Here is a 23,804-nt window from a genome sequence, read left to right on the forward strand (position 1 = left end):
CTTGTGTTCGACTATGGCGGGCGAGGATCAGGTCCGCGCCACGATCACCGGCGTGCGCGACGCCTGCACGACCGCCAGGCTGACCGACCCCAGCAGCATCCCCGCGAAGCCGCCCCGGCCGTGACTGCCCACCACAACCAGCTGCGCCGCGCGCGACTGCTCGATCAGCTGGTCGGCCGGCCGATCGCCCACGACCACCCGGCGCACCGCGACATCGGGGTAGCGCTCCTGCCAGCCCGCCAGCTGCTCCGCGAGCACCCGCTCGCCGTCGGACTGCATCGTGGCGAGGTCGATTCCGGGCACGTCGAACAGGCCCGTGTCGTGCCAGGCGTGGACGGCGACGAGCTCCACACCCCGCAACGACGCTTCCTCGAAGGCCAGCTCCGTCGCGGCATCGGAGACCGGCGAACCGTCGACACCCACAACCACCGGCGAGCCGGCAGAGTGCGTTGCCGGGTCTTCGTCGTGGATGACCGCCACCGGGCAATGCGCATGCCGGACCAGGTTGGCGCTGACCGAACCCAGCAGTGTGCGCCGCAACCAGCCATGCCCGCGGCAGCCGACCACGACCATCGCGGCTTGCTTGCTCAGGTCCACCAGGGTGGGAACGGTGTGCCCGACGACGGTCTCTGCGCCCACCTGCGGCGGGTCGGCCGTGCTCTGCTCGACGATCGCGAACGCCTCCTGCAGATGCCGCTGACCCTGTTCCTCCTGCCACTGCATGTATCCCGGCGGTATCGGGGTCTCGGGAAATGTCATCACGACGGGCGGGGCGAGCACGTGGACCAAGGTGAGCGCAACGCCACGCATGGCCGCATCGCGGGCCGCCCAGTCCACCGCCACTTTCGACGACGGTGATCCGTCCACACCGACCACGATTCCGCGATGCATCTCCTCACCTGCTCCCACGCTAAATCGCCGACGCACTTAATGTCATTGGCATGTCGGTCATCATCGACCCGCGCCGCCACGACGCGGTGCTGTTCGACCTGGACGATCCGTCGACCGACGCACTGACCCAGCGACTCCGCGACGCCGGTGTCGGCGCCGAGCGCATCGGGGCTTCGGTGCGGCCGGGCCGCTGCGCCGTCGTCACCGCCAGCGCGGACGGCGTCGCGAAAGCTCGGGCCGGCGGATTCGCGCTGGTGATCGGTGTCGACGCGACGGGATCAGGCGACGAGTTGCGCCGCAGCGGTGCCGACGCCGTCGTCGCCGATCTGCGCGACGTGCAGGTGCGCACCGGGGATCGGCGCATGTCGGAGTTGCCCGACGCCGTTGCGGCCCACGACGTCGCGGCCGGCCGCCAGCCCGCGGTGTTCTTCGACTTCGACGGCACGCTTTCGGAGATCGTCGACGACCCAGACTCGGCCCGGCTGGCCGACGGTGCGGCCGACGCGCTGACGTCGCTGGCGGCGCGGTGCCCGATCGCGATACTGTCCGGCCGCGACCTCGCCGACGTCCGGCAGCGGATCGGCCTGCCCGGCATCTGGTATGCGGGCAGCCACGGTTTCGAGCTGACCGGACCCGACGGCGAACACCACCACAACGAGGACGCCGCGGCGGCGATTCCCACCCTGGAGCAGGCCGCCGGACAGCTGCGCGACCAGCTTCACCAGATTACCGGTGTTGCGGTGGAGCACAAGCGATTTGGTGTGGCCATACACTACCGCAACGCCGAACGGGACAGGGTCGGCGAGGTGACCGCGGCAGTGCGGGCGGCAGGTCAGCGCACCGGGCTTCGAGTGACCACCGGGCGTGAGGTCATCGAGCTTCGGCCCAACGTGGACTGGGACAAGGGAAAGACGCTGCGCTGGGTGCTCGACCACATCAGCGACGTCGCAGACGGTCGCTTGCTACCGATCTACCTCGGCGACGACATCACCGACGAGGACGCGTTCGACGCCGTGCACGACGACGGCATCGGAATTGTGGTGCGCCACACCGAAGATGGCGATCGCGCCACCGCCGCGCGCTACGCGCTGGACAGCCCTGCCGCGGTCGTCGCATTCACCGAGCAACTGGCGAGGCAGATAGGACACCATCGATGACGACATTCTTCCGGCGGTTGGGTTCCCTGCTGTGCGCATTTGGGGTGGTCGCGACCGGCTGCACGTCGACTGCCGAGACTCCTCCCCCCTCGTCGTCGGCCGATCCGGCCAAGGCCCGGGCGGTGCTGAAAATCGTCCGCGACACGATGGCGCAGGCTCATCTGAAAGCGGCGCTCGTCCGAATCACGGTGGATGGCAAGGAGATTGTCACCCAGGCGGTCGGCGACTCGATGACGGGGGTGCCCGCGACGACGAGCATGTTCTTCCGCAACGGCGCGGTGGCGACGTCCTACGTCTCGACGCTGCTGCTCAAACTGGTCGACGAGAAAAAGGTGCGCCTGGAGGACAAGCTGTCCACCTGGCTGCCGGATATCCCCAACGCCGACCGGGTCACGCTGGGTCAGCTCGCGCACATGACGTCGGGCTACCAGGACTACGTGAACGCCGAGTTCACTGCGGCCCGCGATGCCGATCCCTTCCGGCAGTGGAATCCCGACGAACTGCTCGGTTACGCGGTGCACAAACCATTGCTCTACGAGCCCGGAACCAATTGGAACTATGCCCGAACCAACTACGTGCTGCTCAGCCTGGCGTTGGAGAAGGCCACCGGCGCTGAGCTACCGAAGCTTTTGCAGGACAAGGTGCTTGGGCCGCTGGCGCTGATCAACACCGCCAATTCGTACACGCCGCAGATCCCGGTGCCGACCCTGCATGCCTTCACCTCGGAGCGCCGCCGGGCGCTCAAGATCCCCGCCGGCACACCGTTTTACGAAGACGCCACGTTCTGGAACCCGTCCTGGACGATGCCCCGCGGCGCTGTGCAGACCACCAACATCTACGACCTCGAGGCCACCGCGGTGGGCATCGGCTCGGGCAAGCTGCTATCGCCCGGGTCGTACAAGGCGATGGTTTCCAACGATCTGCGCGGCAGCGTGCAGGGCGGCACCTACGGAATGGGAATCGTCGTCTCCGGCAATTGGCTGCTGCAAAATTCGATGTTCGCCGGCGAGTCCGCGGTCGAAGCCTATCTGCCGTCGCAGAAGATCGCGGTCGCGGTTGCAGTCACCTACCACCCCACGGCATTTGACGACCAGGGCAACTACCGCAACGAGGCCGACACGCTGTTCCAGAAGATCGGCGCCGAGTTGGCCCCCAACGACGCCCCGCCGGTGCCGCCCGCGGGCTAAGTCAGCTGTCCTTGTCCTTGTCCTTGTCCTTGTCCTTGGGCTTGTCGCCGTCGCCGGCCTGGCCTACCTCGATGGTGGCCCAGTGACTCGGCGAGATGAGGACGGACCACTTACCCGCCTCGCGCCCCATCTTGAGCACGCCGTTTTCGACTTCCCACTTGGTGCTGTCGTCGTAGTCGGTCTCTTGACCGTCGCTGTAGGTGAGTTTGAACGCCATGGCCGCAGAGTGCCGCAATGGCGGCCCCGTTAAACCTCGGTGTATTCCACCGCGCCGTCCTCGAGCACCAGCCGCGCGTCGCTGCCGTCGACCCCAGAAGCTTCCGTGCGGAACACCGCCTTGCCGGGCCCGGTGCGCCAGATCAAGGTGGTCAGCGTCTCCCCTGGAAAGACCGGCTTGGTGAATCGTGCGCTGATCGAGGTGATGGCGGCCGCGTCGCCCTTACCGAGCTCGGCGACCAGGGCGCGACCCGACACCCCGTACGTGCACAACCCGTGCATGATCGGCTTGGGAAAGCCCGCCAACTCCCGGGCGAACCACGGGTCGCTGTGCAGTGGGTTGCGGTCGCCGGACAGCCGATAGATCAGCGGCTGATCTTCCCGGGTGGGCAACGGAATTCGAGCGTCGGGCTCGCGGTCAGGGATTTCCGGTGCGACCGGCCGCTGGCCCGGCTCGCCGCCGAAGCCGCCTTCGCCGCGGATGACGAGCGTCGTGAGCGTCTCGGCGACCAGCGTCCCCGAATCGGGGTCGGTGCCGCGGCCGCGCAGCATGACGATGGCGTTCTTGCCCTCGCCCTTGTCCTGGATGTCGGCCACCTCCGAAACCACCGACAGCTTCCCCGCCGGCGGCAGCGGCCTATGCAGCCGAATGCCCTGCGAACCGTGTAAGAGCATGGCCCAGTTGAACGTTCCGATCTTGGCGGCCGCCCCGAATGCGGGACAGCAGATCACCGCATAGGTCGGGAGTACCTGCTGGGTGATGCCGTGGCTGTTCTCGGTCGTGAAGGACAGATCCTCGGTCCCGGCCCCGACACCGAGCGCATACAGCATGGTGTCGCGGTCGGTCCACTCGAACAGCATCGGCTCGGTCGTCGCGCCGATCGCCTTGGGGTCGATCGCCATCCAGGTCTCCTCTCGATCGGGCTCAGCGGCGTGGCCATTCCAGCCAAATTCACCACACTGAAGCCTCCGACAAGGCAGGCTATCGCCATGCCGAACCGCACCCTTATCTGGAAGGCTCTGGCCGCGCTCGTCGTGGGGATAACCGTCGGCGCCTGCTCGGGCGGCACACCGCACGTGCGCAGCATCACCCTGACCTTCGTCCGGCACGCCGAATCCGAGGCCAACGCCGACGGGATGATCAACACCGAGGTGCCCGGGCCGGGTCTCACCGAACAAGGCGAGGGTCAGGCCGAGCAGCTCGCCCGCCAGCTGGCTCGCAACAAATACGACGGCGTGTACGCCTCGACAATGGTCCGCACCCAGCAGACCGCCGCGCCGTTGGCCAGAGAACTCCACGAGCAGGTGCAGATCCTGCCCGGCCTGCGCGAGATCGACGCCGGCTGGTACGACAACACCCGCTCGGACCGTGCCGGCCAGACCTATCTGCTGGCTCCCGCCGATTGGCTCAACGGCGACATCCAGGACGCCATCCCGGGCTCGGTCAGCGGAAAACAGTTCAACGACCAGTTCAGTGCCGCCGTCCAGAAGATTTACGACAGCGGCGACAACAAGCCGATCGCGTTCTCGCACGGCACCGCGATCGCGTACTGGACGCTGATGAACGTGAAGAACCCCAACGAGAGCCTGGCCAAGTCCCATCCGCTGCCCAACACCGGGCGCGTCGTGATCACTGGGAGCCCCGCGATGGGATGGACGCTGGTGGACTGGGACGGCATCCGCGACTTCCGCCACTAGCCACGGGGCCATAGTGGCGACCCGCCGCGCCCGGCTTCGCCACGCTTGCGATCGCCACGGGGCCATAGTGGCGACCCGCCGCGCCCGGCTTCGCCGCGCTTGCGATCGCCACGTCGATCGCGTCACACGGCATTGACGGTTGCCGGTACCAGCGGTCACGATTGCTGGCATGCGCTATGTCGTTACCGGCGGTACCGGGTTTATCGGGCGGCGTGTCGTCTCACGCCTGCTGGCCGTAGAACCCGACGCCGAAGTGTGGGTGTTGGTCCGCCGCGGGTCGCTCGGCCGCTTCGAACGGCTGGCCGCCGAGTGGGGTGAACGGGCAAAGCCGCTGGTCGGTGACCTGACCGCGACGGATCTGGGGTTGACCGACGAGGCGGTGGCCGAGCTCGGCGACGTCACTCATGTGGTGCACTGCGCGGCGATCTACGACATCACTGCCTCCGACGCCGAGCAGCGCACCGCCAACGTCGACGGCACCCGTGCGGTGATCGAGCTGGCACGACGGCTCGACGCGACGCTGCACCACGTGTCGTCGATCGCGGTGGCCGGCGACTTCCGCGGCGAGTACACCGAGGCCGATTTCGACGTCGGCCAGGAGCTGCCCACGCCATATCACCAGACCAAGTTCGAAGCCGAGTCGCTGGTGCGCTCGACGCCGGGGCTGCGTTACCGGATCTACCGGCCGGCGGTGGTGGTGGGCGATTCGCGCACCGGAGAGATGGACAAGGTCGACGGCCCCTACTACTTCTTCGGGGTGCTCGCTCGGTTGGCTGTCCTGCCGCGATTCACCCCGATCATGTTGCCCGACACCGGACGCACCAACATCGTGCCGGTCGACTATGTGGTCAACGCGCTGGTGTGGCTGATGCACGCCGATGGTCGCGACGGCCAGACGTTCCACCTGACCGCGCCGAAAACCATTGGGCTGCGCGGCATTTACCGCGGTATCGCCGCCGAGGCGGGCCTGCCGCCGCTGCGCGGATCGCTGCCGCGTTCGGTGGCCGCGCCGGTGCTGCGGGTGCGCGGCCGGGCCAAGGTGTGGCGCAACATGGCGGCCACCCAGCTGGGCATTCCCGCCGAGGTCCTCGACGTCGTCGACCTGGCGCCCACGTTTGTGTCCGACGAGACGCGGAAGGCCTTGCAGGGCACGGGTATTGAAGTCCCCGAGTTCGCGTCGTACGCGCCGAAGTTGTGGCGGTACTGGGCCGAGCATCTGGACCCGGACCGGGCCCGTCGCGCCGATCCCGCCGGTCCGCTGGTCGGCAAGCACGTGATCATCACCGGGGCGTCCAGCGGCATCGGCCGTGCGTCGGCGATCGCGGTGGCCGAGCGCGGCGCGACGGTGTTCGCGCTGGCCCGCAGCGGCGAGGCGCTCGACGACCTGGTCGCCGAGATCCGCGCGGCCGGCGGCCGGGCCTACGCGTTCACCTGCGACGTCACCGATTCGGCGTCGGTGGAGCACACCGTCAAGGACATCCTGGGTCGGTTCGACCATGTCGACTATCTGGTCAACAACGCCGGCCGCTCGATTCGCCGCTCGGTGGTGAACTCCGTTGACCGGCTACACGACTACGAGCGGGTGATGGCGGTCAACTACTTCGGCGCGGTGCGGATGGTGCTGGCGCTGCTGCCGCACTGGCGGGAGCGGCGGTTCGGGCACGTCGTCAACGTCTCCAGCGCCGGGGTGCAAGCCCGCAGCCCCAAGTACAGCTCGTATCTGCCGTCCAAGGCGGCGCTGGACGCGTTCGCCGAGGTGGTGGCGTCGGAGACGCTGTCGGACCACATCACGTTCACCAACATCCACATGCCGTTGGTGCGCACCCCGATGATCGCGCCGTCGCGGCGGCTCAACCCGATGCGGGCGATCAGCCCCGAACATGCGGCGGCCATGGTGGTGCGCGGCCTGATCGAGAAGCCGGCGCGGATCGACACCCCGCTGGGCACGCTGGCCGAGGCCGGCAACTATTTCACGCCCAAGCTGTCGCGGCGGATCCTGCACCAGCTGTATCTCGGCTACCCGGATTCACCGGCCGCGCTGGGCATCGAGCCCGCGGATTCTGTTGCGCCGCAGCCGTCGTCGCGGCGACGGCCGAAACGCCCGGTTCGCGCCGTCACTTCCGTGCGCGTGCTCCGGCCGGTCCGGCGGGTGGCGCGTTTGGTACCCGGGGTGCATTGGTAATCCCCTTCGAGTGGACGCTGATACCTTCGCCGCGGCCGGCGTGTGCGTGATGCCCCCCATCGACGTGGCGCGCAGCCTCGGCGTCGACGAGGACGTCTGGACCCGGTTCGGCGCACATTGGGACGAGCTGGCCCCGGATCCCTATGCGGCGGAGTTGGGCATTCAGCGGCTGCGGCGCTACGGCCATTACAGATTCGCCGACGGCTTGTTCGAGCCGGTGCCCATCGGTGCGTTCGTGCAGCCGCAAGACTCCAACCCGCTCTACGTGGAGCGGGATCGCCACTTCGAGCCGCTGACCGACACGTTCGCCAGTGATCCACTTCTCGACGGCCTGCTGAGGCTGCTGGTCCGGTTCGCGACGGCCCTTGACGACGTTGCGGAGTGGACCGTCAAGGTGCATCCGTTCCGGGTCCTCGCATCGGCGGACAGCGACGGCCGGCCCACCCCCGAGGGACTGCATCGCGACGGGGTCACGCTGGTCACCTCGCTGCTGATCGGCCGGCGCAATGCGGTCGGCGGCGAAAGCACAGTGTTCGATATGGACGGTCGACGGCTGCTGGCGACGACACTGTCCGAGCGGGGCACGCTGCTGTTGGGCGACGATCGTCGCACCGTGCACGGCGTCTCACCGATCCGGCCACTTGACGAGTCGGCGCCCGCTGTGCGCGACGTTCTGGTAATCACGTTCGCATGAACACGTCACCGACTTTCGTCGATGTCGACACCGGTGTCGACGACGCCCTGGCGCTGGTGTACCTGCTGGCTAGCCCGGAGGCCGAACTGGTAGGCATCGCCTCGACCGGGGGAAACGTTGGGGTAGAACAGGTTTGCGAGAACAACCTCGCCCTGCTCGACCTGTGCGGGGCGCCCGACATCCCGGTCGCCAAGGGTGCCGGACAGCCGCTGAGCTGCCCGATGTGTCCGCCCGGAAAAGCTCACGGGCCCAAGGGTTTAGGGTATGCCGAGCTGCCCGTCAGTGATCGGCAGTTGGTCGGGTATGACGCTGCGACGGCCTGGGTGCAGGCGGCACGCGCCCATGCCGGAGAGCTGATCGGAGTGGCCACCGGCCCGCTGACCAACCTGGCGCTGGCGTTGCGCGCCGAACCCGCGCTGCCGACGCTGCTGCGCCGGCTGGTGATCATGGGCGGCGCCTACGACTATCGCGGCAACACCAATCCCGTGGCCGAATGGAATATCCACGTGGATCCCGAGGCGGCGGCCGAGGTGTTCGGGGCTTGGACTGAGCCCCTTCCAATCCTGTGCGGGTTGGATCTGACCCAGCACATCGCAATGACACCGGCACATTTGGAACGCTTGGGAACGACGGTGCTGACCCGGTTCATCGACGACGCGATGCGGTTCTACTTCGAGGCCCACCGCGACGCCGGCCACGGATATCTGGCGCACTTGCATGACCCGCTGGCCGCCGCGGTGGCGTTGGATCCGCAACTGGTGGATACCCGGCCGGCGACCGTGGACGTGGAACTGACCGGCGCGCTGACCCGCGGCATGACGGTGACCGACTGGTCGGGACACTGGGGCCGAAAGCCCAACGCGCTCATCGGCGTTGGCGTTGACCCTGAGGCATTCTTCGAGCGGTTCATCGACCGGGTCGGTGCGTTCGCGCAGCGACTGGGCTAGTTCGCCGAACGTGTAATCAGGGCGGAATTTTCGCGATTTTCTCGCCCTGAGTACACGCTCGGCAACTGCGATATCCACAGGCATCAAAGATTTCGGAGACCGTCTGCCAGAAAAGGTTGTTAGCATGCGCAAGGCGAGGGCCGAGCAGGTTCGGCACGTCGATGTTCAGGCGCTCACCACGTCAACAACACGTTGTTCAAATTGCTCGCTACACCAGAGCGGTAGCCGTCATTCGTAGATGCCCTCCAGATACCACCGCCGCTGGCGGTAGCACAGCAGCAGCGCCTTACCGGGATCGCCGTCCACCAGCACCTGAGCCCGCGCGGTGCGACCTTTGGCCCGGTCCGGATCCCACCATCGCTCGTCGACCGGCCATGGCCCGGCCCACCAGCGCAACGGGTTGTCACGACCGCGGGCGGTCAGCCGCGCCGGGTCGGCGGAAAACAGGCCCCGGCTGGTTACCCGTATCGGATTTCCTTGGACGTCAAGCAATTCCACCGGGTCGTCGGCCAGCACCGTCGGCGACGGCTCGGGCAATCGGCCCGGCCACGGTTGACGCGGGTCCGACTGCGGCACCGGCTCGTCGCCCAGCGGCGTCAGCGTGATGCGCTCGGCCGGACCGCGACCGCCGGACAGCACCGGCACCTGCACCGCCTCGGGACCGAGCAGGCCCTGCACCCGCACCAACGCCCGACGGGCCCGCAGCCGGTCGTCGTCGCCGAGGCCGCCCCACAGCGGGAGCTGCAGCGCTCCCGCGGAGACCACCTCTACCGCCTGTAGTCGCAGCAACGTCACCGGCGAAGTGGGCCGCTCGTCGGCGGTCCGCTTGTTCAACCAGCCGTCCAGCTGCCAGCGCACCCGGTCGGCGGTGCCGTCTTCGGTCAACGGCTCGGAACATCGCCAAACCCGTTGGAGCTCTTCGCCGTTGGCGGTGACGGCGTGAATGGCCAGCCGGGTGCATCCCACCCCGGCGGCCATCAACGTCTGATGCAACGAGCTGGCCAGCGAGCGCCCGGCGAAGGCCGCGGCATCCACCCGGTCGATCGGGGGGTCGGGGTGCAGCACCGCGTCGAGTTCGGTCGGCGGCTCACGCCCGGACGGCCCGCGCTCCGGCTCGCCGCGGGCGAACCGGTGCGCGGTCACCGCGTCGGCGCCGAACCTCGACGCCACGTCGCTGCGGGACAGCGCGGCGAACTGCCCGATCGTGCGAATCCCCATCCGCCACAACAGGTCCGCCAGCTCCTCCCGGCCGGGACCGGACAGGCTGGGCTCGGTGGCCAGTTGGCGGATCGACAACGCCGACAGGAACCGCGCGTCGTCGCCTGGGGCCACGACCCGGGCCGCACGGGCCGCGAAGACGGCGGTGGACAGCTGATCGGCGATCCCGACCTGACACTCGGCGCCGGCGGCGGCCACCGCGTCGATCAACCGTTCGGCCGCCTGCTGCTCGGATCCGAAAAAGCGGGCCGCCCCGCGCACCGGCAACACGATCAGCCCGGGCCGCAGCACCTCGGCGCGGGGCACCAGATCGTCGACCGCCACGAGAACGCCTTCGAAGAACCGGGCGTCGCGGTCGGCGTCCGCGGCCACGACGTGCAGTTGCGGGCAGCGCGCAGCCGCCTCCCGTCGCCGCAGCGCGCGCCGCACTCCCGCCGCGCGGGCGGCCGACGAACAGGCGATCACCCGGTTGGCCAGCGTGACCGCGACCGGAGCCGTCGCGGGCAGGCCGGCGGCCGCCGCCGCGGCGACCCCCGGCCAGTCCATACACCAGATCGCCAGCACGCGGGAGGCCATGGCTCATCCCGTCCGGGCCATCGCCCGTCCGCGCGCACAAACGTCAAGCCGCACTTGACGGATCCGCCCGAAGCCGGGTGCGCCGGTCTCATAACCGCTGACCCGGGCCTCCAGCCGCATCGACGCCCCCTGCCAGTCGCCGTCGGTGACCAGCAGAGTGCAGCCCTTCTGGTGCGCGCGGGCCACCACCGCCCGCGCCCGGCTCTGCGGCACCGAGCGTCCACCAAGCCCGAGCACCACCAGATCCATGCCGTCCATGAGCACCGCGGCCACCTCGACCGGGTCCGTTCCGGCGTCCGGTATCACCGCGAGACGGCTCAGGTCCGCCCCCATCTCCGCGGCGGCCAGTAACCCGATGTCCGGCTGGCCGACGATTGCCGCGTTGCCGCCCGCCGCCGTCACCGCCGCCACCATGCTCACCGGCAGCGAGCGGGCTCCCGACAGCACCGCCACCGTCCCCCGGGGCAACGCTCCGGGCAACACCTCGGCAAGCATCGGCGGGATCGGCAGGCCGGCCTGCGGCTCCGGCAACGGCCCCCGCGAGCCGACCGCCCCGGATACTTTTCCGGACAACACAGCCATCTGCCGTCGCAGCTGTTTGAGCTGCTCAGCGCGCCCTTGGAGTGCTGCCGCCGTCATCCGTCTTCTCACCTAGTTCTCGAATATATGTTCGATACTCGTGAGTCAACACCTACCCACCGACAACCGTCAAGCAACGGATACAGCTGGGGCAAATGGTGCTTCTGTGGCCTCCGGACGACGCCCAGATTCGCCCAGACTTAAAACAGTGCGACCCCCGTCGGCGTGTCTTCGCAACTGGTTCAGTGTCGCGCAAAAGCCGCCGCAACTACTCCCACTCGATGGTGCCGGGCGGTTTGCTGGTGACGTCCAGCACCACCCGGTTGACCTCGGCGACCTCGTTGGTGATCCGGGTGGAGATGCGCTCCAGCACCTCGTAGGGCACCCGGGTCCAGTCGGCGGTCATCGCGTCTTCGCTGGACACCGGTCGCAGCACGATCGGGTGGCCGTAGGTGCGGCCGTCGCCCTGCACGCCCACCGAGCGGATGTCGGCCAGCAGCACCACGGGGCACTGCCAGATCTGGTGGTCCATACCCGCCGCGGTCAACTCCTCGCGAGCGATCGCGTCAGCGCGCCGCAGCGTCTCCAGCCGGGCCGCGGTGACCTCGCCGACGATCCGGATCGCCAGGCCCGGACCCGGAAACGGTTGGCGCGCAACGATTTCCTCCGGCAATCCCAATTCCCGCCCGACCGCGCGCACCTCGTCCTTGAACAGCAGCCGCAGCGGCTCGACGAGCTTGAACTTCAGGTCGCCGGGCAGGCCGCCGACATTGTGGTGGCTCTTGATGTTCGCCGCACCCGTGCCGCCGCCGGACTCCACCACGTCCGGGTACAGCGTGCCCTGCACCAGGAAGTCAACGTCGTTGTCGCCCATGACATCCCGCACCGCGCCCTCGAACGCGCGGATGAACTGCCGCCCGATGATCTTGCGCTTGCCCTCGGGATTGGTCACCCCCGACAGCGCCTCGAGGAACCGCTCCGCCGCGTCGACCGTCACCAAATGGGCTCCGGTCGCCGCCACGAAGTCGCGCTGCACCTGCGCGCGCTCACCGGCACGCAACAGCCCGTGGTCGACGAACACACACGTCAACCGATCGCCGATGGCGCGCTGCACCAGCGCGGCGGCCACCGCCGAATCCACCCCGCCCGACAGGCCACAGATCGCGTGGCCGTCGCCGATCTGCTCGCGCACCTGCTCGACCAGCACACCGGCGATGTTGGCCGGCGTCCACTCCGCACCGATGCCGGCGAAGTCGTGCAGGAACCGGCTGAGCACCTGCTGGCCGTGCGGGGTGTGCATCACCTCGGGGTGGTACTGCACGCCGGCCAGCCGTCGGGCCTGATCCTCGAAGGCGGCCACCGGAGAGGCCGCACTGGCGGCCACCACCTCGAACTCCTGCGGCGCGGCGGTGACGGCGTCGCGGTGGCTCATCCACACCGGCTGGGTCTCCGGTAGACCCGAATGCAGTTCGCCGCCAAGGACTTTCAGCTCGGTCCGGCCGTACTCGCTGGTGCCGGTGGGCGCGACGGTGCCGCCGAGCGCCTGGGCCATGGCCTGAAACCCGTAGCAGATGCCGAACACCGGCACACCCAGGTCGAACAGCGCCGGATCAAGCTGGGGCGCGCCGTCGGCGTAAACACTGGCCGGGCCGCCCGAGAGCACCAGCGCCTGCGGATCACGGGCCTTGATCTCCTCGATCGACGCGGTGTGCGGTATCACCTCGGAGAATACCCGGGCCTCGCGCACCCGGCGGGCGATCAACTGGGCGTACTGCGCGCCGAAATCGACAACCAGCACGGGGCGGGGCGATGCTGAGTCCACCGGAACAGTCTATTGGCGAGCCGACAACGGACATGGTGGAGTAGTACTGCCAAAAAACGAGGGGGTCTGCTGTGCTGGGTTTGCCGGAAACGGTGCACGCGTGTCTGTTCGACCTCGACGGTGTTCTCACCGACACCGCGAGCGTGCACACCAAGGCCTGGAAGGCCATGTTCGACGCGTATCTGAAGCAGCGAGCCGAACGCACCGGTGAGCCGTTCGTCCCGTTCGATCCCGAAAGCGACTACCGCCAATACGTCGACGGCAAGAAACGCGAGGACGGTGTGCGGTCGTTTCTGGCCAGCCGCGGCATCGAGCTGCCCGACGGCGATCCCGACGACCCGCCCGACGCCGAGACCGTGCACGGCCTGGGCAACCGCAAGAACGACGCGTTCCAGCAGACGCTGCACGACGACGGCGTCCAGGTGTTCGACGGGTCGCGGCGCTATCTCGAGGCGGTGGCCGACGCGGGGCTGGCCACCGCGGTGGTGTCGTCGAGCGCCAACACCCGCGACGTGCTGGAGATCACCGGGCTGGACCGGTTCATCAGCCAGCGGGTCGACGGGGTGACGCTGCGCGAGGAGCACATCGCCGGCAAGCCGGCGCCCGACTCGTTTCTGCGGGCAGCGCAGCTGCTCGAGGTCGAGCCGGCCGCCGCGGCGGTGTTCGAGGACGCCCTGTCGGGGGTGGCGGCCGGGCGGGCGGGTAACTTCGGCTTCGTGGTGGGCGTCGACCGGGTTGGCCAAGCCGAGGACTTGCGCCGCAACGGCGCCGACGTCGTCGTCACCGACCTGGCCGAGTTGCTCAAATGATCACCGAGGAAGCCTTCCCCGTCGAACCCTGGCAGGTACGCGAAACCCGCCTCGACCTCAACGTGCTGGCGCAATCGGAGTCGCTGTTCGCGCTGTCCAACGGCCACATCGGGCTGCGCGGGAATCTCGACGAAGGCGAGCCGTACGGGCTGCCGGGCACCTACTTGAACTCGTTCTACGAGGTGCGGCCGCTGCCCTACGCCGAGGCCGGCTACGGCTACCCCGAGGCCGGCCAGACCGTCGTCGACGTCACCAACGGCAAGCTCATCCGGTTGATGGTCGACGACGAGCCGTTCGACGTCCGCTACGGCCAGCTGATCGACCACGAGCGCTGCCTCGACCTGCGCGCCGGCACGCTGACCCGCCGCGCGCACTGGCGCTCGCCGGCGGACAAGCAGGTGAAAGTGACGTCGACCCGGCTGGTGTCGCTGGCCCAGCGCAGCGTCGCGGCCATCGAGTACGTCGTCGAGGCGCTCGACGAATTCGTCCGTGTCACAGTGCAATCCGAACTCGTGGCCAACGAAGACCAACCGCAGACATCCGGGGATCCGCGGGTGGCGGCCATCCTGGAGCACCCGCTGGAACCGGTCGAGCACGAGCACACCGAACACCGCTCGCTGCTGATGCACCGGACCAAGGCAAGCGAACTGATGATGGCCGCGGTGATGGACCACGAGGTCGACGTGCCGGGCCGGGTCGAGGTCTCCACGGAGGCCCGGGCGGACGTGGCCCGCACCACGGTGATCTGCGGGCTGCGCCCCGGCCAGAAGCTGCGCATCGTCAAGTACCTGGCCTACGGATGGTCGAGTCTGCGCTCGCGGCCCGCGCTGCGCGATCAGGCGGCGGCCGCGTTGACCGGCGCCCGCTACAGCGGATGGCAGGGGCTGCTGGACGCCCAGCGCAAGTATCTCGACGAGTTCTGGGACAGCGCCGACGTCGAGGTCGAGGGCGATCCGGCGATCCAGCAGGCCGTGCGCTTCGGGCTGTTCCACGTGCTGCAGGCCAGCGCGCGTGCCGAACGTCGCGCGATTCCCGGCAAGGGTCTGACCGGCAGCGGCTACGACGGCCACACGTTTTGGGACACCGAGGGTTTCGTTCTCCCAGTGCTCACCTACACCGCGCCGTACGCGGCGGCCGACGCGCTGCGATGGCGCGCATCCACCATGGATCTGGCCAAGGAGCGGGCGGAAGAACTCGGCCTGGAGGGGGCGACGTTTCCGTGGCGCACGATCCGCGGCCAGGAGTGCTCGGGTTACTGGCCGGCCGGCACGGCGGCCTGGCACGTCAACGCCGACATTGCGATGGCGTTCGAGCGGTACCGAATCGTCACCGGCGACGATTCGCTGGAGGAGGAGTGCGGGCTGAGGGTGCTGGTCGAAACCGCCCGGCTGTGGCTGTCACTGGGACACCATGACCGGCACGGTGTTTGGCATCTCGACGGGGTCACCGGACCGGACGAATACACCGCGGTGGTCCGCGACAATGTCTTCACGAATTTGATGGCGGCGCACAATCTGCGGGTCGCCGCCGATGCGTGCGCCCGTCACCCGTTGGCCGCGCACGATATGGGCGTCAGCACCGAGGAGATGGCCGCGTGGCGAGCCGCGGCCGACGACGCGCACATCCCCTACGACGAGGAACTGGGCGTGCACCAGCAGTGCGAAGGCTTTACCACGTTGGCGGAGTGGGACTTTGAGGCGCACACCAGCTATCCGTTGTTGTTGCACGCGCCCTATGTGCGGCTGTACCCGGCCCAGGTGATCAAGCAGGCCGACGTGGTACTGGCCATGCAATGGCAAAGCCACGCGTTCACCCGCGAGCAGAAGGCGCGCAACGTCGACTATTACGAGCGGCGCATGGTGCGTGACTCGTCGCTCTCGGCGTGCACCCAGGCGGTGATGTGCGCCGACGTCGGACACCTCGAGCTGGCCCACGACTACGCCTACGAGGCGGCGCTGATCGACTTACGCGACTTACACGCGAACACCCGTGACGGCCTGCACATGGCGTCAATGGCAGGCGCCTGGACGGCGCTGGTGGCGGGCTTCGGCGGCCTGCGCGACGACGAGGGCGTGCTGTCGCTGGACCCGCACCTGCCCGATGGAATCGCTTGTCTGCGGTTTCGGGTGCGCTGGAGAGGATCTCGGCTCACCGTGAGCATCACCCACCACGACGTCACCTACACCCTGCGCGACGGGCCCGACGGGACATTGACCATCCGGCACGCCGGCGAGGAGCTCGAGCTCAGCACGGAGTCGCCGACGACGATCGAGTTGCATCCCTGCGAGCCGCTGCTGCCGCCGCCTTCTCAGCCGCCGGGCCGCGAGCCCACCCACCGACGCACACTGGCCCGGGTGCAGGTGGCCAGCCCGCCTATGGGACCGTAACGCGAGTCAGTGCGGTTCGAGAATCCGCGCGATCTCGGCGCCGACGGCCTGCTTCAAGCTGTCGTCGGACATGTCGTCGATGCCGGCCGCCGAACGCAGGAACGGCTCGAACAGACGCCAACCCAGTTGCATTGCAACGGCATTGGCCACCGCCAGGCGCGCGCTGCGGTCGCTGTCGTGTCGCGGCTGCACCTGCTCGAGCAGTAACGCCACGTTGGGAAAGCGGGTCTGCAGCTGGCCCGCGGGGTAGCCGTCGAGCAGTGTGCGGGCCATCACCCGCAGATGCCGGTCGACGGCGCGGTCGACCTCCTCGGCCGAGGCCCGGTCTGCCACTAACTCGGTCAGACTTGCGCCCAGGTGGTCGAGTACGGCGCCGACCAGTCGTTCCTTGGTCCCGAAGTGGCGAAACACCAAGCCGTGGTTGACCTTCGACCGGGCAGCGATGTCGCGGATCGACGTCGCGGCCGGACCGCGCTCGGCGAACAGGTCCGACGCGGCGTCCAGGATGGCGGGCACCACCTGCTCCCGGCCGACTGGCGACCGCTTGCGCTTGGCCCTTGACCCGGCTGTAGTCATGCGACTACAGTAGCGTACATCGTTGGTGTAGTCAGTTGACTACACATCGGATCGAGAGGACGACTTCAATGACGCTGACCGTGACCAGGCTGGGCAGCCGCATCGGGGCGCGGATCGACGGGGTGCGGCTGCGCGGCGACCTCGACGCCGCCGCGGCCGACGCGATTCATCGGGCACTGCTGCGCCACAAGGTGATCTTCTTCCGTGGCCAGCACCACCTCGACGATGCCGAACAGCTGGCCTTCGCGCGGCTACTGGGCACTCCGATCGGCCACCCGGCCATCAAGGCGGACAACGCACCGGTCATCACGCCGATCGATTCCGAATACGGCAAGGCGAACCGCTGGCATACCGACGTGACATTTGTGGCGAACTACCCGGCGGCGTCGATCCTGCGCGCCGTCACCCTGCCCAGCTACGGTGGCTCGACGCTGTGGGCCTCGACCGCGGCCGCCTACACGGCGCTGCCCGAACCACTCAAGCACCTGGCCGAGAATCTATGGGCGCTGCACAGCAATCGCTATGACTATGTCGCCGCCAATGCCGACACGCTCACCGACCAGCAGCGTGCGCTGCGAGAGGCGTTCGAGCAGAACGACTTTCGCACCGAACATCCCGTGGTGCGGGTACACCCGGAGACCGGTGAACGGACTCTGGTCGCGGGCGATTTCGTGCGCGGCTTCGTCGACGTGGACAGCTATGAGTCACACGTGCTGCTGGAGTTGCTGCAACGGCGAATCACCGTGCCGGAGAACACCATTCGCTGGAACTGGGAACCAGGCGACGTCGCGATCTGGGACAACCGGGCGACCCAGCACCGCGCCGTCGACGACTACGACGACCAGCACCGCCTCATGCACCGGGTCACCCTGATGGGCGATGTGCCCGTCGACGTGCACGGGCAGCGCAGCCGGGTGGTCAGCGGCGCGCCGTTGGAGACCGTCGCCGCAAGCTAGCCGGCCGAACGGGTCGGCTCGCTCGGCTCCCACCGCAGCGCACCGGGAGCGTCGGCAGGCACCACGGGGTTCTTCGGCGCGATCGGGTCCAGCCGGCGATACGGTTCGCCCTGGCGCGGCCGCAGGTCGTCCTCGCCCTTGTTCGGCCAGAGCGACGCGGCCCGCTCGGCCTGCGCGGTGATCGACAGCGACGGGTTGACGCCGAGGTTCGCCGAGATGGCGGCGCCGTCGTGCACCGAGAGCGTCGGGTAGTTGTACACCCGCTGATACGGGTCGATGACGCCGTGTTCGGGGTCCTCGCCGATGACCGCGCCGCCCAGGAAGTGCGCGGTCAGCGGGATGTTGAACAGCTCGCCCCAGGTGCCGCCGGCCACGCCGTCGATCTTCTTGGCGATGCGGCGGGTGACCTCGTTGCCGACCGGGATCCAGGTCGGGTTGGGCTGGCCGTGGCCCTGCTTGCTGGCATAGCGACGGATGCCGAGCCGGTTGCGCTTGGTGAACGTGGTGATCGAATTGTCCAGATGCTGCATGACCAAAGCGATCACCGTGCGCTCGCTCCACCGCCGCGGATTGAGCAGCCGTAATGTGCCGCGCGGGTCTTCCCGGGCGTTTTCCAGCAGCTGTTTCCACCGCGGCACGTCGGTGCCTTCGGGGCCGGGTCCGTCGGTCATCAGCGTCTGCAACAGGCCCATCGCGTTGGAGCCCTTGCCGTAGCGGACCGGTTCGATGTGGGTGTCCGACGTGGGATGGATCGACGACGTGATCGCCACCCCGTGCGTCAGGTCCAGGTCGGGGCTGACCTCCAGGCGCCCGGCGCCGACGATCGATTCGGAGTTGGTCCGGGTCAACTCGCCCAGCCGATCCGACAGCTTGGGCAGCTTCCCCTTGTCGCGCATCTTGAACAGCAGCTTCTGGGTGTTGTACGTGCCGGCGGCCAGCACCAGATATTTAGCGGTGAAGGTGCGCCTCTTGCGGCGCACCCAGCGCCCGGTGTGCACGGTGCGGACTTCCCACATACCGTCGGGCCGCTGCTCGAAGCCGGTCACCGTCGTCATCGGAATGACTTGTGCCCCAGCAGTTTCCGCGAGGCCGAGGTAGTTCTTCACCAGGGTGTTCTTGGCGCCGTAGCGGCATCCGGTCATGCAGGACCCGCATTCGAGGCAGCCCGTGCGGTCCGGCCCGACGCCGCCGAAGTACGGGTCGGGCACCGTCTTGCCCGGCGCTTTGGTGCCGTCGGGCCCGAAGAACACCCCGACCGGTGTGGGCACGAACGTGTCACCCACCCCCATCTCGTCGGCGACCTCTTTGACCACGCGGTCGGCGTCGGTGAAGGTCGGGTTCGTGACAACGCCGAGCATCCGTTGCGCCTGGCGGTAGTGCGGCATCAACTCGGCGCGCCAGTCGGTGATGGGGCTCCACTGCTTGTCGTTGAAGAACGGATCCGGCGGCACGTAGAGCGTGTTGGCGTAGTTCAGCGACCCACCGCCGACCCCGGCGCCGGCCAGGATCATGCAGTTCTGCAGGAGGTGGATGCGCTGAATGCCGTAGCAGCCGAGCTTCGGTGCCCACAGGAACTCGCGCAGGTGCCAGGAATTCTTGGCGAACTCGTGGTCGGCGAAGCGGCGGCCGGCCTCAAGCACGCCGACCCGGTATCCCTTTTCCGTCAGCCGCAACGCCGTGACGCTGCCCCCGAAACCCGAACCGATAATCAGGACGTCGTAATCCGGTTCCACCCGGCCAGCCTAGCTCTCAGCCCACGCGCTCGAGCGTGAAGTTAGGTTCACACACGGGCCCCAACGTGAACCTAGGTTCACTCTCGGCGGGCCGCGCCGGGGTCAGCTGCCGACGGTCAGGCCGACCTTCTGGAATTCCTTGAGGTCGCAGTACCCGGCCTTGGCCATCGAGCGCCGTAGGCCGCCGACCAGGTTCAGCGAGCCGAACGGGTCGTCGGACGGGCCGCTCAGCACCTTCCGCAGCGGCGGCCGTTCGCCGAACGCGACCTGCAGCAAAGCACCCCGCGGCAGCGACGGGTGCGCGGCGGCGGCCGGCCAGAACCAGCCGTCGCCGAGCGCCTCGGCCGCCTCGGCCAGCGGTGTACCCAGCACCACCGCGTCGGCGCCGCAGGCGATGGCCTTGGCCAGCTCGCCTGAGGTGTGGATGTCGCCGTCGGCCAGCACGTGCACGTACCGCCCACCGGTCTCGTCGAGGTACTCGCGCCGGGCGGCGGCGGCGTCGGCGATCGCGGTGGCCATCGGCACGCTGATGCCGAGCACCTCGTCGCTGGTGGTCACCCCCCGCGTCGATCCGTAGCCGACGATGACGCCGGCCGCGCCGGTGCGCATCAGGTGCAGCGCGGTGCGATGGTCGAGCACCCCGCCGGCCACCACCGGCACGTCGAGCTCGGCGATGAACGTCTTGAGGTTGAGCGGCTCGCCGTCGCTCGCGACGCGTTCGGCGGAGACGATCGTGCCCTGGATGACCAGCAGGTCAACCCCGGCGGTCAGCAGCGACGGGGTCAATGTCTGGGCGTTTTGCGGGCTGACCCGCACCGCCGTGGTCACCCCGGCCTCGCGGATGCGGGCGATCGCGGCGCCCAGCAGCTCGGGGTCCAGCGGCGCGGCGTGCAGCTGCTGCAGCAGCCGGATCGCTGCCGACGGCTCGGGCTCCTTTTCCGCCGCCTCGATGACCTGCGCGATCTTGGCCTGCACGTCGGCGTGCCGGCCGATCAAGCCCTCGCCGTTGAGCACGCCGAGCCCCCCGAGCCGGCCGAGCTCGATGGCGAACTCCGGGGACACCAGCGCGTCGGTGGGATGGGCGATGACGGGGATCTCGAACCGGTAGGCATCCAGCTGCCAGGCGGTCGACACGTCTTGCGACGAGCGGGTGCGCCGAGACGGCACGATGTTGATGTCGGCGAGCTCGTAGGTGCGGCGGGCGGTGCGGCCCAAGCCGATCTCGACCATGTCACGCATCGGACGTCACCCTCGTTTCTTTGCGAGATCGACATTTTGCAGGAGAAGTCCGAGAAGCGACCTGCGAAACGTCGATCTCGGCGCTAAGGGACCCGGTCACCGCACGTAGTAGTTGGGCGCTTCGGCGGTCATGGTGATGTCGTGCGGGTGGCTTTCCTTGAGGCCCGCCGCGGTGATCCGGACGAATTGCGCCTGCTGAAGCATTTCGATGGTGGCTGACCCGGTGTAGCCCATCGCGGCGCGCAGCCCGCCGGTGAGCTGGTGGATCACCGTCGCCAGCGGCCCGCGGAACGGCACGCGGCCTTCGATGCCCTCGGGCACCAGCTTGTCCTCGGAGAGCGCGTCGTCGGCGAAGTAGCGGTCCTTGGAGTACGACTTGCCCTCGCCGCGGCCCTGCATGGCGCCGATTGACCCCATCCCGCGGTAGCTCTTGTACTGCTTGCCGTTGACGAAGATCAGCTCGCCGGGCGCCTCGGCGGTGCCGGCCAGCAGCGACCCGAGCATGGTCGTCGACGCACCGGCGGCCAGCGCCTTGGCGATGTCGCCGGAGTACTGCAGCCCGCCGTCGGCGATCACCGGCACACCCGCCGGGCCGCACACCGCCACCGCCTCCAGGATCGCGGTGATCTGCGGGGCGCCGACGCCGGCGACCACCCGCGTGGTGCAGATGGACCCGGGGCCCACCCCGACCTTGACCGCGTCGGCGCCAGCCTCGACCAGCGCAGCCGCCGCCGACCGGGTGGCGACGTTGCCGCCGACCACCTCGACCCGGTCGCCCACCTCGGCCTTGAGCTTGCCGACCATGTCGAGCACCAGCCGGTTGTGCGCGTGTGCGGTGTCGACGACCAGCACGTCGACACCGGCGTCGACCAGGGTCATGGCGCGCACCCAGGCGTCGTCGCCGACGCCGACGGCCGCGCCGACCAGCAGCCGTCCGTCGCTGTCTTTGGTGGCGTTGGGGTGCTGCTCGGTTTTGACGAAGTCCTTGACGGTGATCAGCCCGGTCAGCCGGCCGCGGCCGTCGACGATCGGCAGCTTCTCGATCTTGTGCCGGCGCAGCAGGCCCAGCGCCGCGTCGGCGGTGACACCTTCCTGGGCGGTGATCAGCGGCGCCTTGGTCATCACTTCGGCGACCTGCTTGGACTGGTCGACCTCGAAGCGCATGTCCCGGTTGGTGATGATCCCGACCAGCTCGCCGGAGTCGCCGACCACCGGCAGCCCGGAGATCCGGAACCGCGCGCACATCGCATCGACCTCGGCCAGCGTGTTGTCCGGGCGGCAAGTGACCGGGTCGGTGACCATGCCGGCCTCCGAGCGCTTCACGGTCTCGACCTGCCCGGCCTGTTCGGCGACGGGCAGGTTGCGGTGCAGCACGCCCATGCCGCCGGCGCGAGCCATCGCGATCGCCATCCGCGACTCGGTGACGGTGTCCATCGCCGAGCTGACCAGCGGCACCTTCAACCGGATCTTCTTGGTGAGCTGGCTGGAGGTATCGGCGGTGGCGGGCACCACATCGGAGGCCGCCGGCAGCAGCAGGACGTCGTCGAAAGTCAGGCCGAGCATCGCGACCTTGTGCGGATCGTCACCGCCGGTGGGCACCGCATCCTCGGGGATCCCACCGACGCGGGCGTACGGGCTGACAATCAGGTCGTCGGTGGACATCGCCGGGGTCCTCCATACGCAGGCGGAGTGAGAATCCCATCCTATCGGCTCAGCGGCGGGCAGCGACGACGCGCGCCGGGCCGCCGGTGATCCGCTGGCGCGATGCCTGTGGGGCTGCGTAATGTGGAGGCGTGCGCGACTACCTCCCACCGGGTTTGCCGCCCGATCCGTTTGCCGACGACCCGTGCGATCCGTCGGCGGCGCTTGACGACGTCGAGCCCGGTCAGCCACTGGACCCGCAGGAGCGGATGGCGGTAGAAGCCGACCTGGCCGACCTGGCGGTCTACGAGGCTTTGTTGGCGCACAAGGGGATTCGCGGTTTGGTGGTTTGCTGCGACGAATGTCAGCAGGACCACTACCACGACTGGGACATGCTGCGCGCCAACCTGCTGCAGTTGCTGGTCGACGGCACTGTCCGTCCCCACGAGCCGGCCTATGACCCCGAGCCGGACGCCTACGTCACGTGGGATTACTGCCGCGGCTACGCCGACGCCTCGCTGAACGAGGCGACGTCAGACACCGAGGGGTTTCACGGGCGGCGTTGAGTCCGGGTTTGGTCACGCGGCCAACGGGTTCGTCCAGCGAAGACCAGGAAAGCGCATGAAATCTGTATCGGCAGAGGCTATTTCGACTCCGTGCTCGATCGCGAGAGCGGCCAGCTGAGCATCGGGAACGAGATTGCCCGTGATCTCGACTTGTGCGCATAGTCTCGCGTAAACGCTTGCGGTGTTTTCGCTAGCCGGCGGGATCCAGACCACTGGAACGGCGAGCCACTCTTCTACGTACCTCCAAGCCTCAGCGCCCGACAATGGGTTCTCGGTAACTCGCGGATGGCTGACGATCCTCAGGAACGCGCCAATCGTCTGCCAGGGCAGTCCAATTCGGCTATCACCCTGAAGGGTTTCTTGCAGCCAGGCTGCGGCCGCCGCGTTATGGCTGCTGTTCTCGTCGACAGCGTAGAGCAGCAGATTCGCATCAACGATCATCGTCGAGTAGCTCAAGCACGTCGGCAACGTTTGTGACGTCAACTTTCAAGCCGATTTTTGAAGTTCGGTGCTGGTATTTGCCGGCCTTGGTGGTGGCGCTTTCGTTGGCCATGCCTCGTCGCGCCAGAAAGTTCAGGGCCTCGCTGAGGCCCATTCCGGTACGACGCAGTCGTTCGATTTCGGCGGCTACATCGCTGTCGATCACCACGGTTGTTCGCATAGCGCCATGGTATCCCGCGCCAGTGCATCATGATGCGTCGTTAGCCGCATCAGCATGCCTAAGGGATCC

At 68.3% G+C, this 23,804-nt stretch carries 22 protein-coding genes; 10 read left to right on the forward strand and 12 right to left on the reverse strand.

Going from position 1 to position 23,804, the window contains the following annotated elements; all coding sequences use genetic code 11:
* Window positions 1-27: 27 nt before the first annotated feature.
* Complete coding sequence (locus tag AWB95_RS08360) at window positions 28-891, reverse strand: universal stress protein (RefSeq protein ID WP_062541728.1); 864 nt, start codon at window positions 889-891, stop codon at window positions 28-30.
* A gap of 50 nt (window positions 892-941) precedes the next feature.
* Between AWB95_RS08360 and otsB the strand changes: the two genes are divergently transcribed.
* Together otsB and AWB95_RS08370 are read left to right on the forward strand one after the other, a co-directional pair.
* Window positions 942-2,048: a trehalose-phosphatase gene (otsB, locus tag AWB95_RS08365; RefSeq protein WP_085167994.1), complete on the forward strand. Its 1,107-nt coding sequence runs from the start codon at window positions 942-944 to the stop codon at window positions 2,046-2,048.
* Entirely contained in the window at window positions 2,045-3,235 is a 1,191-nt protein-coding gene (locus AWB95_RS08370) for a serine hydrolase domain-containing protein (protein ID WP_062541639.1), read from the forward strand. Before otsB ends, AWB95_RS08370 begins: the two co-directional genes overlap by 4 nt.
* Before the next feature lies 1 nt (window position 3,236).
* On the opposite strand, the gene AWB95_RS08375 is transcribed toward AWB95_RS08370, so the two are convergent.
* Together AWB95_RS08375 and AWB95_RS08380 are read right to left on the reverse strand one after the other, a co-directional pair.
* The gene (locus AWB95_RS08375) at window positions 3,237-3,452 is read right to left on the reverse strand and encodes a hypothetical protein (RefSeq protein WP_062541640.1); all 216 of its coding nucleotides are present in this window, start codon (window positions 3,450-3,452) and stop codon (window positions 3,237-3,239) included.
* Between the two features lie 29 nt (window positions 3,453-3,481).
* Window positions 3,482-4,354, reverse strand: coding sequence for a MaoC/PaaZ C-terminal domain-containing protein (locus AWB95_RS08380; protein ID WP_062541641.1), 873 nt, complete (start codon window positions 4,352-4,354; stop codon window positions 3,482-3,484).
* 87 nt (window positions 4,355-4,441) lie between these two features.
* On the opposite strand from AWB95_RS08380, the gene AWB95_RS08385 reads away from it, so the two are divergent.
* The 4 genes from AWB95_RS08385 to AWB95_RS08400 all read left to right on the forward strand — a co-directional run bounded on the left by AWB95_RS08385 (window position 4,442) and on the right by AWB95_RS08400 (window position 8,972).
* Window positions 4,442-5,149 carry a histidine phosphatase family protein gene (locus AWB95_RS08385; RefSeq protein WP_062541642.1) on the forward strand — a complete coding sequence of 236 codons (708 nt, stop codon included), beginning with the start codon at window positions 4,442-4,444 and terminating at the stop codon, window positions 5,147-5,149.
* Window positions 5,150-5,318: 169 nt separating this feature from the next.
* The gene (locus AWB95_RS08390) at window positions 5,319-7,331 is read left to right on the forward strand and encodes an SDR family oxidoreductase (protein WP_085167996.1); all 2,013 of its coding nucleotides are present in this window, start codon (window positions 5,319-5,321) and stop codon (window positions 7,329-7,331) included.
* A 49-nt stretch (window positions 7,332-7,380) separates the two neighbouring features.
* Window positions 7,381-8,025, forward strand: coding sequence for a 2OG-Fe dioxygenase family protein (locus AWB95_RS08395; RefSeq protein ID WP_084707154.1), 645 nt, complete (start codon window positions 7,381-7,383; stop codon window positions 8,023-8,025).
* On the forward strand, window positions 8,022-8,972 hold the full coding sequence (locus AWB95_RS08400; RefSeq protein ID WP_062540300.1) for a nucleoside hydrolase: 951 nt from the start codon (window positions 8,022-8,024) through the stop codon (window positions 8,970-8,972). The genes AWB95_RS08395 and AWB95_RS08400 overlap by 4 nt, the downstream gene beginning before the upstream one ends.
* Window positions 8,973-9,200: 228 nt before the next feature.
* On the opposite strand, the gene AWB95_RS08405 is transcribed toward AWB95_RS08400, so the two are convergent.
* The 3 genes from AWB95_RS08405 to guaA form a co-directional block, all read right to left on the reverse strand.
* Window positions 9,201-10,766, reverse strand: a complete 1,566-nt coding sequence (locus AWB95_RS08405; protein ID WP_085167998.1) for a DNA polymerase Y family protein — start codon at window positions 10,764-10,766, stop codon at window positions 9,201-9,203.
* A 3-nt stretch (window positions 10,767-10,769) separates the two neighbouring features.
* Window positions 10,770-11,405, reverse strand: a complete 636-nt coding sequence (locus AWB95_RS08410) for a hypothetical protein (protein ID WP_062540232.1) — start codon at window positions 11,403-11,405, stop codon at window positions 10,770-10,772.
* A 208-nt stretch (window positions 11,406-11,613) separates the two neighbouring features.
* Window positions 11,614-13,167, reverse strand: coding sequence for a glutamine-hydrolyzing GMP synthase (gene guaA / locus AWB95_RS08415; protein ID WP_062540231.1), 1,554 nt, complete (start codon window positions 13,165-13,167; stop codon window positions 11,614-11,616).
* A gap of 71 nt (window positions 13,168-13,238) precedes the next feature.
* On the opposite strand from guaA, the gene AWB95_RS08420 reads away from it, so the two are divergent.
* Both AWB95_RS08420 and AWB95_RS08425 read left to right on the forward strand, forming a co-directional pair.
* On the forward strand, window positions 13,239-13,976 hold the full coding sequence (locus tag AWB95_RS08420; protein WP_062540230.1) for a beta-phosphoglucomutase family hydrolase: 738 nt from the start codon (window positions 13,239-13,241) through the stop codon (window positions 13,974-13,976).
* Window positions 13,973-16,363 (forward strand): glycoside hydrolase family 65 protein, encoded by a 2,391-nt coding sequence (locus AWB95_RS08425; RefSeq protein WP_062540229.1) that lies wholly within the window; start codon window positions 13,973-13,975, stop codon window positions 16,361-16,363. Before AWB95_RS08420 ends, AWB95_RS08425 begins: the two co-directional genes overlap by 4 nt.
* Window positions 16,364-16,369: 6 nt before the next feature.
* Here AWB95_RS08425 and AWB95_RS08430 read toward each other — a convergent pair whose 3' ends face one another.
* On the reverse strand, window positions 16,370-16,939 hold the full coding sequence (locus AWB95_RS08430) for a TetR/AcrR family transcriptional regulator (RefSeq protein WP_084707138.1): 570 nt from the start codon (window positions 16,937-16,939) through the stop codon (window positions 16,370-16,372).
* 68 nt (window positions 16,940-17,007) lie between these two features.
* On the opposite strand from AWB95_RS08430, the gene AWB95_RS08435 reads away from it, so the two are divergent.
* Window positions 17,008-17,895 carry a TauD/TfdA dioxygenase family protein gene (locus AWB95_RS08435; RefSeq protein WP_062540228.1) on the forward strand — a complete coding sequence of 296 codons (888 nt, stop codon included), beginning with the start codon at window positions 17,008-17,010 and terminating at the stop codon, window positions 17,893-17,895.
* On the opposite strand, the gene AWB95_RS08440 is transcribed toward AWB95_RS08435, so the two are convergent.
* From AWB95_RS08440 to guaB, 3 genes are all read right to left on the reverse strand, one after another.
* Complete coding sequence (locus AWB95_RS08440) at window positions 17,892-19,628, reverse strand: GMC family oxidoreductase N-terminal domain-containing protein (RefSeq protein WP_062540227.1); 1,737 nt, start codon at window positions 19,626-19,628, stop codon at window positions 17,892-17,894. The genes AWB95_RS08435 and AWB95_RS08440 overlap by 4 nt on opposite strands.
* A gap of 102 nt (window positions 19,629-19,730) precedes the next feature.
* Complete coding sequence (locus AWB95_RS08445; RefSeq protein ID WP_099539728.1) at window positions 19,731-20,858, reverse strand: GuaB3 family IMP dehydrogenase-related protein; 1,128 nt, start codon at window positions 20,856-20,858, stop codon at window positions 19,731-19,733.
* Between the two features lie 105 nt (window positions 20,859-20,963).
* Entirely contained in the window at window positions 20,964-22,529 is a 1,566-nt protein-coding gene (gene guaB / locus AWB95_RS08450; RefSeq protein ID WP_085168002.1) for an IMP dehydrogenase, read from the reverse strand.
* A gap of 131 nt (window positions 22,530-22,660) precedes the next feature.
* Between guaB and AWB95_RS08455 the strand changes: the two genes are divergently transcribed.
* Complete coding sequence (locus tag AWB95_RS08455; RefSeq protein ID WP_062540349.1) at window positions 22,661-23,074, forward strand: DUF5319 domain-containing protein; 414 nt, start codon at window positions 22,661-22,663, stop codon at window positions 23,072-23,074.
* A 12-nt stretch (window positions 23,075-23,086) separates the two neighbouring features.
* On the opposite strand, the gene AWB95_RS08460 is transcribed toward AWB95_RS08455, so the two are convergent.
* Window positions 23,087-23,515, reverse strand: coding sequence for a TA system VapC family ribonuclease toxin (locus tag AWB95_RS08460; protein WP_062540350.1), 429 nt, complete (start codon window positions 23,513-23,515; stop codon window positions 23,087-23,089).
* Entirely contained in the window at window positions 23,505-23,735 is a 231-nt protein-coding gene (locus AWB95_RS08465) for a hypothetical protein (protein WP_062540351.1), read from the reverse strand. The genes AWB95_RS08460 and AWB95_RS08465 overlap by 11 nt, the downstream gene beginning before the upstream one ends.
* Between the last annotated feature and the right edge of the window lie 69 nt (window positions 23,736-23,804).

Origin of the sequence: Mycobacterium celatum (genome assembly GCF_002101595.1) — a bacterium.
Lineage (GTDB): Bacteria > Actinomycetota > Actinomycetes > Mycobacteriales > Mycobacteriaceae > Mycobacterium > Mycobacterium celatum.